The following is a 14162-nucleotide window of genomic DNA, read 5'->3' on the forward strand; positions in this document are numbered from 1 at the left end:
CAACCAAATCAAATATCCAAATTTTGCACGTGACTTGATGCCCTGAAAAAAGAGTGGCTTGAGTTTTACCAAACTCACGACCCGCCTCTCCAACTACAGAAAGAGGGGCCATCGCTGCCCCAAAATCTTCATTTTGAGTTGCATTGTTCTGCGTACATTCCCCATCGGCACAAAATAAATTCTTAAGACAAGGTATCGGCTTTGGGCACACCTTTTCCTGGCAGCGATATACTTGCTCATATAAAGAACAAGCATTATTCTCGATTAGAGTGCAACGTGAGCTTGATTGCAGGCAACCTTTATTTTTTTGTGCCACACATTCATCGGCACGCGCTGAAACACAACTGTATGTTGCATCATATGCCCAGCATGGGCGTGTGACAGGCAATCCCTCAATGACATGAGTCGTGTTGGACTCAGTACACTGTTCCTTTTTGACTTGGCATAAACCACTGCCTTCCAATACACCGCAATCAGTATCCCAATGCTCTTCATTGACATAGGCGCGAGAGAGGGCGTCAAACGTTAAGCGGATTTGAATCGGGTAGTAACGTGCCCATTTTTGGGTAAGGTGAAGTACCAGTAATCCATTGTTTTTACAGCTAGGATAAGTACTTACTTTAACCCAGGGTGCCGCTTGCCCATTATTGCGAATGGAGTGAATTGTAGCCTTTAAGCCATCGCAGGGTTGTTTCAATGCCACAGGGCTGTTCACTTGACCGGAAACTGCATTGGTAATCGCGCCGGTCGTGAGGTTGACACTAATGTACCCCTCCCATTTCTTTTTCACGGTAAATTCGATGTTCATGTGTTGATTAATGTGCTCTTTGTTGACCTCCACCTTAAGTTTTTTAGAGCACTGTCCATCGGGTAATCTTCTTGATGTATGACATAGTTCGTCATGTGTTTTTAGGTCACACTCTTGTGGCGTTTCATCGCAGTGAATGCGATCATTGGAAATACCATGCGTAATGCTAAAACTCTCTTCCTCTATTAATTTTGCCTGTTGGATGACAGTACTTTGGGTATTGACTTCAAATTGTCGTTCTCCAAAATGGTTAATGACTTCTTGCCCTCCTCTATCCTCCTTTAATGCTTGGCGGCTTGCGGCACTTAAATCCGTTTTCTCCGTTTCAACCCCATTATAGTATTGTTTTTGGGTAGGATTTTCATTGTAGTCCTTAAAGGTGGTTTCAGGATGAAAGTGATTTAATGCCTCACGAGTTTGCCCTCTTAACGATTTTGCATATTCTTTTAATTGGGGAAAATCTTGTGCGGTTGTATTGGCTAAAGCTGTCGCGATTAATCCAAAAATCAAAATCACGCCACTTGCGCATTTAAACATGTCCACGCTCCAGTATCTTTTTTGCCACATCAGGTGCAGCAAGTCCCTTAGTCCCTATTAACTCAAGGCTTTTTTTAATACTTGCATTGCCGTAAACCACATCAAATAAGGAGTCAGGGCATGCTGTTTGTGTTTGGCATGATGAGGAGCCTTGAGTTACAACCAATGCAGGGACAGAAGAGATGCGATATTGGGTAAACCAAACGGGATCAATGGATACCCCTTGAAAATTTAAGTGACGAATGGATGCTTCTTGATTCAGGCGCTTAAAGGTTTGAATTGTTTTTTTAAAATCGCCTTCGACTAATCCATTAATAACCAAGGGGATATTAAATCGCGCTGCTTCATCGCCAAGTGCAAATAAAAGCGCCTTGGGCATGGAAAAAGAGACAAACAAAACAGCGCCATCCACATTTTTAGGTTTTTGTTTGTCTGATATACGATTGCCTTCATGACTTATAATCGCATCAGTAAAGTCCTTGTATTTCAACTGATCCTGTGATGAGTTTTTGCTTAAGGATTTTAATGTGCTACTTGGTATCGCCGATTTTTGCTGGATTGCTTGCTCATGATATGAGGAAAGCTCATCATTTATATTGGCACACGCGCTCACAGACCAAAATATAGAGCTCAATAACACCGCTCTATGGAGCATGTCCCTATGGAGCATTTTTTTCTTAACTATTGAGTAATCAATCACTTAAAGACCTCCTTTAAAGAAAACAGCAATTTTTCTTGCGCCAAATCATAAAACCAAAGTTATCGCCGTCACTTGGGTAGGTGTGCCCTGTCTCCCACGTAATCACTGAATGCCCAAAAGGATAACACTGGCGCGCATCGGGTAATGTATTAACCAACTGATAGCGATAGCGACTTTTCGGTAAAATGGATGAGGCGTATGTTTTGCAAATGAAAGGTGCATCTTTACCTACTGAATCAGTAATCGCACCAATCCGATGAAGTTTGAAGTCCACGCGCTCTGTTAAAAGCGTTGCCGCAGAAATTGGGCTTGACTGGTTGGCCACAAACCCTGTTAATGGATAAGTTGAACCTTGAGCCCCCTGACACCAAAATAAAGAATCAATGGCCATGTCAGTCAAAGCCGCTGTGGCATCGGCTGCACATGCTGCTCGTGCAGGAGGGCTACTAAATAAAGTTGCCTCGGGGTTTATGACAAAGGCAAATTCAGAATCATTCCAGGAAGGATCAAGCTCACTTAAGTACATTACATCAAAATCTTCAGTTTCCATACATCCAATCGATGTAAGAATCTGTAACCAATACATCAATGGATATTTGTACCAATGGACATAATAAAAAGCCCCCTTGCCATCCGTATCAGGCATTTGGGAGCCACCCAAACCTTGGTCTTTAATGTGAAGTTGTATCCCTAGATTAACCATGCAGTAAGGCTTTCGAGTCACATCAGCCAGAGCAAAAGGCTCCCAATAGCCTATGGTTACGCCCAAGAGCTGACCTTTATGAGGACAAGAGCACAAAGGATTACCTGGATTTTTGGGATCGGGATAATGACTGTTCACCACATTAAAGTTCCCAATAGATAAAGGAAACAGGCAATTCCAGCAAATATCGGTGATGGGATTGACAAAATGCCCCTTACATTGAGATGCATGAAGTGGAGAAAGCAATCCTAAAAAGAGCAAATGGATATAAAATAGGTATCTAGGCATCATGGACTCCAATTTCTTTAATCTGCCAATAAAGACCGTCTTGATTCACCACACTAGGCACGGATTTGATGTGAAGCTTGTGAGTCAATACGCCATTCACATCAAAATAAACTCGCCCTAACCGCCTTGAAGCCTCGCGAATATCTCCGCAAGTCAAAATAAATTTGACCTGTTTATAATCACGGTAGTGCCTTTTAACCCATTTCATTTGATTGGAATCATCGGCATTAAAAAAGAATAAGGTTTTGGAAAATTGAATGTGCGCAAATGGATTAATGCGCATGCCTGCTTTAGCAACGAGCGTTCCATCGGGAGCCCAAACATCATGGGATACCCATACTGAAGGGTCAATACGAAATGTTTTAGGCTCATTGGTAGGTAAAAGCTTAAGCGGTTTAGGTCGTATGGCATGTTCTGCTACTCGTTGCTCTATCACGCGCTGATGCCTTGCAAGCTCTCCTGTTTCTTGCATGGCATGTAATCGCTTCATAATCACGTCTCGAATGTCCTCTTCAATGACTGGGAATACTTGCCCGTAGTTCCCTAGGTTATGGGCATGAGCAAGGATGCCTAAACTCATCAAGAACGCCATGAACCCTTGTCTTACCTTAGTGTTCATGCTTCATCCTTGAAATGGTTTGCTCTACAATTTCATCCGTCACATCTTGAGTATTTTGGCTAACTAAAACAGGGGCGCTGATTACCGTTACCCGATGCGATGCGCCATAAGCTTTAATTACCTTAGGTATTAGCGCTGAAAATCGACTCATAATCTTTAATTGTTCTTGTTCGGTCAGTTTGGATCGCGCCAACATCATGGATGGTTTTTGAATGGCACGCGTCATATCGATGACCACCAAAGAGGGGCGACTCTGAGTCAGTGAACACAAAAAAAGCAATAGACCCAATCCACCCAAAGCCCCAAGAACCATTCTGTAGCTTACATTCCATTGATTAAGCTGCATCGGTAACTCCATGATTAATCGGTTGTATGGGTGAACCCAAAATCGGATCATGCTCATTGGCAACACGCATGATGGCCTGCATATACTCTAAGCCCAATGCCTGATAATTTTGTACCGCTTGAACATCATCCCCATCTGAAGATAAAAGCACACGTATAAAAGGCGAGACAAACAAACGATGAAACGAGGAAATGCCATTAGCCCGTAATAAAACTTGGGAAAATCCAGCATCCTTTGCTTTAGGAAAGGCTTTTAATAGAGCCACCTCAAGCTCGGAAAAAGTTTCATGCTTTTTCTGATGTTCTAGCAATGAGGTGTCTTGCAGAAAAATCAACTTGATTGCCGAGTTTTCCCAAGCCGCACGCGCCTCAGGAAATTCAAAATAATCATCGATTCCTTGAGTGATGGTCACAAACGATGCCTTATGTTTGCGTCCGGTTCTAAACCCTTTGGTAATGAATTGAATCGCAATTGCATCTCCGGTAAAAAATGACCACGCTTCATCAATGATGCACATTTTTTGCTTGCTTCTGTCCGAATCAAACATGCGCCTTTGAAATTGAGAAATAACCGACAGCAATACAGGAGCACGAATGCTTTGATTGTCTTCAATTTCTTTTAAGTCAACGACAATCACCCGTGCACTAGGCGCAAGTTGCGATGGTTGGTTAAACACCTGTCCATGCTCTGCAAAAGAGCAATAGCGTTGCAAATTTTTAGAAAGAATTCGCGCCGTAGGGTAAGCTTCTTTGTTGGAGTCATAAAGGGCAATCAACTCACTCTGCACGTCATCAACTCGTGTTTGATTGGCTGTTTTGTAAAATGCAGTCAAAATTGCTTCGCGCAGTGTTCCTCTGTCATCATCTGTAGCTCCACTGGTGGGGCATGCCAACAGCTCAAACAAAGCAATGATGTCATCAATTTCCCTTAAAATATCTTTGACATGAGTAAAAGGATTCATTGAAAGATTACTGTATTCCAGATAAACCCCTCCAAGCACCTGGCATAATTTCTTGTAACTACCTCCCACATCAATAATAAAAATATCGCCTCCATTAAAAAGCACATTAAGCATCAACATTTGAATGAAAAAGCTTTTACCGCTGCCTGCGGTTCCTGTAACCGCCATGTTGAAGTTGGTGCCAAGCCGGCTTGAAAACGGATCAATGCAGGCAAATTGGTCGCGCAAAGTCGGCAGTAAAATTCCTTTGCCCACACCTGTCCAATCCGAAAGAACAGGTAAGTATTGCGTGGCATTCCAGGAAGAAATCGGCCACATCATTGTGGGGTAAGAAAATACGGCATCCACATGCCCTGTGAACAAAAAGGGCATAGACGTCAAAAAATAAGGCAATTGCATGCGCTTACTTAATGCAAGCTTTATCCCGTTATACGCATAGACACTGCGTGCAGCTTCTACATCGCGCTCTTTTTCATGAGGTCTTGAAAAAAGCACCACGTTATAAAGCATTTTGACTGCCCGTGTTTTTTGGGCTACCAAATCATTGCGAAATAAACGCCAGTTGCGTGCTTGATTCTCTGTTCCTGCAACATTTAAGGCATAATCACTTTTTGCTTTTTTATCTAAATCGCGGGTTTTTCGATTGGCACGTCCTTGGGCTTTAACCGGATCATCAACAAGATAGGTGACTGAAACAATGTGATTGCAAGGAATGCTTTGCTCAGGATGAAAAATATTATTGCTATTATTTAGATTTTCCCATAATTGATGCTCATCCGGTAAATCATCAATGGTTAAAACAGAAACTGCCGTTTCATAAGATGTGCCTTCCTGACTCACTCCACGAATCTGCACCGCTTCATTATTTACTTCCAAATCGAAATCATGAGAAACCACTTGTTCATTCAAATACTTGGTTGCATGATACCGAACAGGACGGGGATAAATCGTATCGGGACAATTATCCAGGTAGAAATTTAATAAATGTAAAAAATCTGATGTATTGCCCCGCTTAAATCCAATTTTTGCTGCGGTTAATGAGGCTTCAAACGAGATTCGAAATTTCCCAAAACATGCTTTTAAATCGCGCTCAGACTCCTTCTTAATCTTATCAATCACAATAAAACATTCTGTATGGGTCAATCGAGGGGAGACGGCTGTTTTTGTTTGAAATCCATGAATGGCAGCATTTTGGTAAAATGCTTTGAGGTTATCGCCCATAAGGCTTAAATTTTTAAATTCAGCATGTGCAAACTGCTCTGCAAAAGCATCAATTTCATGTCCTACTTTATTATGTTTGACACAAATAACCTGCAAAGTGAACTCATGTGAAATTTTGGTGCGGATTAAATTATCCAATTGTTCCGCAATCTGTTCATTAGCCCCTGTTAAAGGAACAATGCGATAGAGAAGGCCTGCATTTTTTTTATTAAAGAACAGATGGGATTGTTCATCAAAGTATTGATACGGCAAAGTTTCCGTAAATGAAGGGTATCGATGTGCTTGCCAATTCAATGTGCCTGCGCTCTGATTAAGCGGCTCATCATCGGCAGTGAGTTCATTCCAATACCCTTTAAGTGCCTCAACTGTTTCTTTGATCCGCTCACTTATTCGTGCAACCATTTTGCTTCTCCTGTGTCCCTATGACCATTTAAAAACTGCATTTGTTTATTTGTCCCTGAAGTACCTGATGTTATTTGCCTGCTGTACAAACTGGCCGTCAGGGGTATAACGCTTTTCTTCAACCATCCGATTGACCATTTCCATACTTTGGCATCCGCCCCTATCGGCAAAGGGGCAGCGCGCATCCTGATTGTCTAAAATGGATTTGGAGCAGGCACAAAGAGTCGTGGTCGCGACCACGGCGCATAGAACCAGTACGTTTTTAATCATGTGGAGGCTCCTCGTTTTTAACGGTTGAAAATAATGGGGCATTGGTTTGTATGAGCGGTCTTGGAAGATTTTGCTCCATACGCGAATTACTTTGCATCATGAGTTCGGGCTCAATTAAAGAAGGTGTTCTTACAGGTGCTTCAACTCCTTCTGCATTAATCGCTTGGGCACGACTGATTGTTGTTGTAATAGTGCGTTCTTTTTGGGCGCGCACCTCGTCAATTGACTTGCCGGACTCGTAGACTTGATGCTCTTTGTCAATCCAAAATCCCTTGGTAAATAAAACAGAAACCCTTCTGCCTGCACGAGCAACGACTAAAGGATGATAGATATCGGCAATACGCATCACATAATCTGCAATGCGATTGGCAGGATTACTAATTCCTCCTCCTGCAGCAGACTGAGCCATAGACAGTGGCGAATACGTGGTGAAGGTACCATTACTGGGATTAAAAGATTGGGCTGAACCATAATTAGCTACTCCATTACCAATCCCTGCTAAAACACCTGCTGCAGCACTGTAAGTCAGCAATGGTTTTGTTTTTAAAATGGATGTGCCTCGTAAATCTTGCATGGCATCTAAGTCAAACACAGAGCCATAAGCTTTTTGTTCAAAATTGACGCTCTTGCCTGCGCAAGAGAGGGTTTCAAGATGTAATACAACCGAACTTCCTGATAAATCCCCATAAGAAGAAACCAGAGCAAAACATCCCTCAAGATGCGAGTGTTGGTTGTTCGGCATAATCCCGCTGCTCGTTAACCGAATCATAGCGGTACCCATATTTTTTGAACCATTGATTCCTGCATCGCCTAAAATTCCAGTAAGCAATACCCCTTCAACAAAAGTACCTGCCCACACATAGTTTCGAGAAGTTCGCTCTATTTCTTTCTTTTTCTTGCGGCCATTAAAACGCACTGTTTCAAGGCCTGCTTTAGACAGCATCTCACGCTCCATTCGTTGCCTGTTTTTACGCTTGGCTTCCATTTCTTCGCGCGATGGAGGCAATACGGTAATGCCTTGACTTGCCTGTTGTGAGGAAATCATTGCCACTTGCAACTGCTCATTCATTTTCTTATTTTCTTCTTCAAGATGAGCGAGTTTTGTCTGCATGGTGTCCATGAGTAACTTGGTGTGCTCATCCATTTCATGAACCACGGGTGTGTTAGATTGGCTGTTCTTTTTTTCTTCCACCAACTGTTTTAAAGCATCAATTTGCTTTTGTTGCTGTTCAATGAGCGCTTCATCGCTTCCTTGATGAAATTTGCTATCAAAGACTCCATCAAAATGAGCTTCTTCTTGTTTTATTTTGTGCTGCGAGGGGGCTTTTGAATAGCAATAAAACCCATAAGAACCCAAACCAATCAACAACAGGAAAAGCGCATGATGGATTTGTTCTCTTTTTGCCAACTTATTAGCATTACCTTTTAGTTTTTTACGCATCCTTTCTTTTATGTTTTTAAGCATGTTCGCTACTTCCTCTTAAGTGCAATTTAAGGCAAGGCCTATCCCTCATTCGCATAAAGCCCGTACAAATAAGCCACTTTTTGAGGGGCAAGTACTTCATCACTTAATGACAAGGATTGAGCCAAATGAGCCGAGAACATCTCTGCTGACAGAGCTATTTCATGATTGGATTTATTCTCCAAACGATAAACATACCCCGTCATGCGCTCCCCTTTATATTGTTTTACCAAAAGCACTTTAATGTCTTTTTTAACGTAGAAAGGTCTTGAAACAGGGTGTTTCTCATGAAACTCTTTTGGGGTTTGGCCTTCTTTCATCGCAGCCATGATTTCATCTACCTCTGTTTCATCATGAATTGTTGGCTTGATGTAGTTCATTTTTGTAGGTACCTTCGCAATGAAACGTAAGGTTTTTCCAAGACCCTCATCGGGTTTTAAGTTTAAAGAGAGGTGATGTCCTTTGTCTGTGGTTAGAAATACAGTAACCGGCGTTTCAAATAGAGGCCTTAAATAAACTGAGCCTTCTTTAATATCTGGGTCTTGTAGTTCACTTTTATCAATAACGAATGCCCCTTCTGGATAGCTTAATTGGGTGATTTTTTCACCTTCTATAAAAATACGGTTAAAATTAAAACCTGATACCGTTAAGTTGAACTGTTCGCCTTCGCTAAAGCTAAGAACAAAAGGTGTGATGCTTGCACTCGTTGTTCCTGACAGTGCAAGGCCAATCCAAATAACCAGGGTTTTGGTTTTTAATAGAATCTTAGTGAGCATCGACCACCTCCAAAATGGACTTAAGACTTAAAAGACCGTGATGAAATGAAAAGTGCACCAAATAGACTTTAGGTTGTGGTTTTAATTGAAGACCATGGCTTGTGCGATACAAAAGCCCTTCTACCTTTGCCTTGTCTTCTGCTGTATTGACCGCTATTTTTTGTGCATAAAAAACGGAGCTTATGTTTTTCTCATGAACGGTGGTTCGTTCTGAATCCAATATTTTTTTAAATGAATCTTGAAGGTTTGCCTCAACCATATGAGAAAGCGTGGTATAGCGTGCATCAATTGTTTCCGGGTTATAGGTCAAGCGTAAATCAATCGCTTTTTGTGTCATCTCGTGAAGATAGGAAGCCGAATAATCATGCTCGCCAATACTGAATTCAGAACCAGTACATAGAGGCAACCAATGCACCTGCCGATGAGTCAGTGTATAAAAACATAAAAAAGCCAAAACTAAGACGGCGCAAGTACTTGAGAGCGCCCAAACCAGGGTCATTTTGAGGAGCAGTCTGTTTTTTGCAATTGCATTATCACGAAATTTTGTATCCATTTTATTTACCTGATATAAAGTCGGTTGGCAGAATCAGGAAATCCCGGAAATAATAGGGAGGTGATTCTGTGAGGAAGCGACCAATACACAATCGACAACAGAATGCGTATTGGCAATCCGCCAAACTTCAAATGCATGGCAACGCTCATCGCCGCTCCGATTAGAAAAAGCTGATAAGACAACCCTGTGATAAGCCCGATACCGGTTAGCAAAAAGAGTGGTAATCCCGTGGTTACGGGAATACCTGCTATTTTGGGCTCATCGGAAAGCTTAAACGTTTTGTAATCGCGTGCCATTATTTCAACGCCCAGTGAGTAAATATCATAAGAACAGGAACCCCCGCCAAAACCGCAATATTTTTGGTTTTAATGTAGGCGTAAGCTCCAGCAAGACCTTCTGCTAACAAGATAAAATAAGGCACATCCGAATCACCGCCAAAGGTCGCCACAACCTCCTCTTTTAATCCCTTCAACCGATTTTCAGCAGCAAAACCCGTATCGGGTATAAGGCAAAGCATGATGTAACCCACGATTAAAAACGGCAGTACGTTTCGTGAGTACACATATCCTTTAATGCTTAAATCATTGAGTGCTTCAGTTATTTTCATCACATGCTCCTTTTTTTGGTAAAAAAATCCCCTGAGCCCAAATTAGTGCTCATTTTTAGTTCGTTTTATTAATGAATAACGTTTTTTGTGGCTTTAAAAAGAGTGCTTACCCATCCATGGTGATTTCCTCATTGCGCCTGTTCAGACTTAATAATTGATTGTTTTTTTTCAGCTCAATTAGAATCTGTGACAAAATGCGGTTGGTGACATTAAGTTTTTTAAATATTGCCACATACTCAAGTGATTTTGCCACATCAGGTACCTCAGTGTTCATCGCAAGCAAAAGAGCATAAAGCCCACCGCCTGTAAGAATTTTTTTAAAATAATCAACGTCATTTTGGCCATTCATCTGATGATCGGCTACGAAAAAGTGATGCGCCTTCCCATTGCTTTCTGGCATGGATTGGGTCTGGGCATCAACAGCCCCATTCATTGCTATGAGCAATATGAGTGTTTTTATTGTGTTCATTAATAGTTCCTTTTCTATCCTGGTTATAAACCAAACCAACACCCTTAATCCTGAGGCTCGTTCGCATCAGATAAGGAAATGCGCTCAAGTTCACTTTGAAGCACAATAACTTTTGCAAGATAAGGCTTCACCTTATGTGATAAATGAGCGCAATAGCTTCTTACAGTACTGATTTCTTTTAACTCATTGTGCCCGTATGCCATAGAGACTAATGCCTTATCCTTTTGATGATGCTGCAATTCCCCTCCTGCTGATTCCAGGTAGGCCGTTGCAATCAAGAGATCTCCTGAGCACAAATCGGTGCTGTTATTTTCTGCAATCTGGTTGAGTTGATAAGAAATATCAACAATCTGTCTATCTAAATCGTAGTGATTTAAATAAGTTGCGAAGCTTGATTGTGACCCCAGTACCGCGCTGATAATCCCTGCTATTACCTTGTTTTTCATGGCTTGTCCTTCTTTACTGATTACTTTTTTTCATACTCATCAAATAACTCAAAAGATACTCGTCAATGTCTTTACCAACCCTTGTTCAAGGGCTGGCCGCGCCTGGGCAAAAGTCAGGTTCACTTTGTCCGCATTAGATACCACACGGGTACGGTAACGCTGATACTGCGTGCTTCGTGATGAAGTTTGGGAGGTGACCGTACTACTGCCATTTTTTAAATGGGATTGGAATTGTTCGTTGACTTTAACGCCGTTGCCTACTTTCTCACTGATTTGTACATCGGTAATCATCGTGTAATTGACTGCTTTAACAAGGCTATCGCTCACTAATCCAATCGCACCGCCGGCAAGCCCTCCAGCAATCATTCCGGTACCTGAGTTGGTGAAGCTTCCCGCAGCCGTCCCAGCTACAGCGCCCGCAATGGCTGAACCATAACCGCCACCTAATGCAGATTGACTTGCAGCGACACTCATTTTACCTACCTTAAGCACATTGGCTTGCAAGAAATAATGAGCTGAATTGGGGTCGTTAACCACCTTGTAGCCATGCGAACTCAAGGCAGTTTTTAATTGTGGAGTAATATCCATTTCTTCATCAGAGGTGTTTTTTACAGCAACGTATATCGTTTTTTGTGTTTTAGATACAGGATCTAAAAATACGGTTTCGCTTTGCTTCGTACTGACTTGCAATGAACCATGCTCTAAAGCAGTTTGAGTGGCAGCACAACCAGTTAAAACCGCAACAGTACTGACTAGAAGAGCTTTTGATATTATTCTATTTTTTGCATTCATGCTTAATCCTTTTTTTCCAATTGAAGTAACTACGAAATCTGCTGATTCAGCACTAAGACAAACCCTCTTCATTTAACTCTTGTAGGGGAAAAACATGGTCACATTCCGCAATAGAGCGAAATCTATTTAAATGATCTGCCAGTCGTAATTTCGCTTCTTGAATTTTATTTCTTCCAGATCTTTCAGCTGAAATAGATAATGCTTTGTTTTCTTTACTAGATAAAAATAAGGTTATATGAACAGGTTTATATTGATTCTTTTCTTTCATCACAAATCCTTGTAATAGATTTTTCAATTCAGATTCGATAACAATCTTTTTATGTAGTAAACCATTTACATGCACTTTAAGAAACATGTAAAATACCATGTATAATTTTGACCTTTTTTTTTATTTTGGTCTATTTATATTCAATCTATTATAAGGATTATATATGTCTCAGGGAATCGAGCGAGTTTACTGGAATGATATACGCGATACCTTCTTTAAGGTCGCTCCTGAGTTCACATCAAAAGTAGATATGCTCTCTCCTGATGAAAATTATCCCTTGTACATTTTAAGTTTTCCATTTGGCTCAATAATTGGGGATGATAAAAGTCAATTTATACCCAATGAAGATGGATCTTTTTATCGATTAACCGCTTCTGATACACCCAAAGATATTTTTGATGATATTGGATATGGGGCTGATAGTTCACCGCTTGGAATGGTTTTAGCTAAGAGCATTGAATTTTTTGTGGATCTTCCAGAAAAAAATAGAACCATACCCATAGCAATTATGAATCCAGGAAATTTTTTTAATTTCACTCGCGTCTTAAGTGAATACAAACCTCTTCCTTATGCTCCTAATGGATTATTAAGTGCTTCGGCAGGAGCAAGAACAATTTTTTCCCTGCCATACTTAACTTGTAATACATCATTTAGAAAGTTAGAAAGAGAAATTGGTGTTTTAAGTAAAATTCCTTCATGTCCATATGATCATTGGCAATTATTTAAAGATATTGTGAATGCAAACTCAAATAAGGGAAGTTGGAATATGCAATTAATTTATTTTTCTAAAAAATGGGTTGATAGCATCATCAATAATACCAAATGGAATTCAGTTAAGTCTTTTTTATTTCAGTTGGCTTGGAAAGAGTCTGAGTACACTAGGAATCAATATTATTTTGATATTGCATATTCTTTAATGCAAGAAAAAGGCAACTTTACTATCAACCCTTATTTAACTGATACTGCAAGACATGTCCTAGATATCGCTGTTGCGGCTTATCCAGGACTTGCTCCGATTAATGATGATAATTTGGCACCATTAAAATTATTTCAACATACTTTAACGTACTCATATGGATTAAAAAAATATATTCCAACAATAATTGCTCCTCAGTATTTTTCGTTAAATAATATGAATACTGATATCTACTATTCCATGCAATATCCAACTACCCGTGCATTTTCTCCGAAAACTCAAAATACAATTAGTACACTAAAAAATCTTGAAGATTTAAATAGGATTATTCAAAAATTTAAATTATTTATTCTTAAAGATGATGGGATATGGCAAGGTTCTATTCTACAAAATAAAGTAAAAAACACCGATATTACATACATTCACACCTCAACTGGAATAGATATCACTCTTGCACAAGAAGTTGTGCAGAAGGATTCACGATTCAATTTCTTTTATCCGAATTGTGCACCTGATAATGCTATGCCAGCAAATACAGCAAATTTTTTTCGTGGCTGTATTAAGTTGTCAACAACTGAGGTTTAAATTCTCTCGAATTAACTTTTAAGCATAATGCTAATGATAGAAAACCTATTATTCCACAAAAATACCATATATAGTTTTCTCCAAAAGTAACCTGTATTTTTCCTCCAATTAAGGTTCCAAAGATAGTTCCAAATGCATATAGGAATTTGTAGTATCCCATAGCCTTACCTCTTTTTTCTTTTGAAACATATTGAAAACAAAGAAGCTGAGATAAAGTTGTCCCCAACATTTCACCTAATGTTGTAATCAAGCAGACCATAATTACAAGCCAGTAAGCACTAGAAGCGATATTTAAAACAAACATTCCTCCACCAAGAAAAAATGCACCAAGTCCCATAGCTAAAAGGGGTCGTGTGGAAGAACCACCAAAAGTGTTAATTCTGAGTGAAGCCGCCAACTAAGCTGTAATTTAAGCCAAAGATGGAAGTCTAAG

General features: G+C 40.3%; 18 protein-coding genes. 1 reads left to right on the forward strand and 17 read right to left on the reverse strand.

Annotation, left to right across the window (positions count from 1 at the left end):
• The 16 genes from traN to Lsan_RS03300 all read right to left on the reverse strand — a co-directional run.
• The coding region (gene traN / locus Lsan_RS03225; RefSeq protein WP_058513101.1) for a conjugal transfer protein TraN at positions 1–1345 on the reverse strand (1345 nt) is incomplete at its 3' end.
• Positions 1338–2045, reverse strand: coding sequence for a type-F conjugative transfer system pilin assembly protein TrbC (trbC, locus tag Lsan_RS03230; RefSeq protein WP_133134317.1), 708 nt, complete (start codon positions 2043–2045; stop codon positions 1338–1340). The genes traN and trbC, both read right to left, overlap by 8 nt.
• Before the next feature lie 13 nt (positions 2046–2058).
• Positions 2059–3036, reverse strand: a complete 978-nt coding sequence (gene traU / locus Lsan_RS03235; RefSeq protein WP_133134318.1) for a conjugal transfer pilus assembly protein TraU — start codon at positions 3034–3036, stop codon at positions 2059–2061.
• Entirely contained in the window at positions 3029–3655 is a 627-nt protein-coding gene (gene traW / locus Lsan_RS03240; RefSeq protein WP_058513103.1) for a type-F conjugative transfer system protein TraW, read from the reverse strand. Before traW ends, traU begins: the two co-directional genes overlap by 8 nt.
• Complete coding sequence (locus Lsan_RS03245; protein WP_058513104.1) at positions 3645–4001, reverse strand: TrbI F-type domain-containing protein; 357 nt, start codon at positions 3999–4001, stop codon at positions 3645–3647. The genes traW and Lsan_RS03245 overlap by 11 nt, the downstream gene beginning before the upstream one ends.
• Complete coding sequence (gene traC, locus Lsan_RS03250) at positions 3991–6585, reverse strand: type IV secretion system protein TraC (protein ID WP_058513105.1); 2595 nt, start codon at positions 6583–6585, stop codon at positions 3991–3993. The genes Lsan_RS03245 and traC overlap by 11 nt, the downstream gene beginning before the upstream one ends.
• 45 nt (positions 6586–6630) lie before the next feature.
• Positions 6631–6855, reverse strand: a complete 225-nt coding sequence (locus Lsan_RS03255) for a hypothetical protein (RefSeq protein ID WP_058513106.1) — start codon at positions 6853–6855, stop codon at positions 6631–6633.
• Positions 6848–8320 carry a TraB/TrbI/VirB10 family type IV secretion system protein gene (locus Lsan_RS03260; protein WP_058513107.1) on the reverse strand — a complete coding sequence of 491 codons (1473 nt, stop codon included), beginning with the start codon at positions 8318–8320 and terminating at the stop codon, positions 6848–6850. The genes Lsan_RS03255 and Lsan_RS03260 overlap by 8 nt, the downstream gene beginning before the upstream one ends.
• Before the next feature lie 38 nt (positions 8321–8358).
• The gene (traK, locus tag Lsan_RS03265) at positions 8359–9093 is read right to left on the reverse strand and encodes a type-F conjugative transfer system secretin TraK (RefSeq protein WP_058513108.1); all 735 of its coding nucleotides are present in this window, start codon (positions 9091–9093) and stop codon (positions 8359–8361) included.
• Positions 9083–9646, reverse strand: coding sequence for a TraE/TraK family type IV conjugative transfer system protein (locus Lsan_RS03270; RefSeq protein WP_058513109.1), 564 nt, complete (start codon positions 9644–9646; stop codon positions 9083–9085). The genes traK and Lsan_RS03270 overlap by 11 nt, the downstream gene beginning before the upstream one ends.
• 5 nt (positions 9647–9651) lie before the next feature.
• Positions 9652–9942 (reverse strand): type IV conjugative transfer system protein TraL, encoded by a 291-nt coding sequence (traL, locus tag Lsan_RS03275; RefSeq protein ID WP_058513110.1) that lies wholly within the window; start codon positions 9940–9942, stop codon positions 9652–9654.
• A complete protein-coding gene (locus Lsan_RS03280) occupies positions 9942–10253 on the reverse strand; it encodes a type IV conjugative transfer system pilin TraA (RefSeq protein ID WP_058513111.1) in 312 nt (103 codons plus the stop codon). Before Lsan_RS03280 ends, traL begins: the two co-directional genes overlap by 1 nt.
• A 106-nt stretch (positions 10254–10359) precedes the next feature.
• The gene (locus tag Lsan_RS03285; protein WP_058513112.1) at positions 10360–10722 is read right to left on the reverse strand and encodes a hypothetical protein; all 363 of its coding nucleotides are present in this window, start codon (positions 10720–10722) and stop codon (positions 10360–10362) included.
• A 44-nt stretch (positions 10723–10766) separates the two neighbouring features.
• A complete protein-coding gene (locus tag Lsan_RS03290; protein ID WP_058513113.1) occupies positions 10767–11168 on the reverse strand; it encodes a hypothetical protein in 402 nt (133 codons plus the stop codon).
• Positions 11169–11216: 48 nt separating this feature from the next.
• Positions 11217–11960, reverse strand: a complete 744-nt coding sequence (locus tag Lsan_RS03295) for a complement resistance protein TraT (RefSeq protein ID WP_058513118.1) — start codon at positions 11958–11960, stop codon at positions 11217–11219.
• Between the two features lie 52 nt (positions 11961–12012).
• Positions 12013–12228, reverse strand: coding sequence for a TraY domain-containing protein (locus tag Lsan_RS03300; protein ID WP_202814619.1), 216 nt, complete (start codon positions 12226–12228; stop codon positions 12013–12015).
• 163 nt (positions 12229–12391) lie between these two features.
• Between Lsan_RS03300 and Lsan_RS03305 the strand changes: the two genes are divergently transcribed.
• A complete protein-coding gene (locus tag Lsan_RS03305; protein WP_058513115.1) occupies positions 12392–13729 on the forward strand; it encodes a hypothetical protein in 1338 nt (445 codons plus the stop codon).
• Here Lsan_RS03305 and Lsan_RS03310 read toward each other — a convergent pair.
• On the reverse strand, positions 13704–14126 hold the full coding sequence (locus Lsan_RS03310) for an MFS transporter (RefSeq protein ID WP_058513116.1): 423 nt from the start codon (positions 14124–14126) through the stop codon (positions 13704–13706). The genes Lsan_RS03305 and Lsan_RS03310 overlap by 26 nt on opposite strands.
• Between the last annotated feature and the right edge of the window lie 36 nt (positions 14127–14162).

It is taken from the genome of Legionella santicrucis, from assembly GCF_001468135.1.
Classification (GTDB): Bacteria; Pseudomonadota; Gammaproteobacteria; order Legionellales; family Legionellaceae; genus Legionella; species Legionella santicrucis.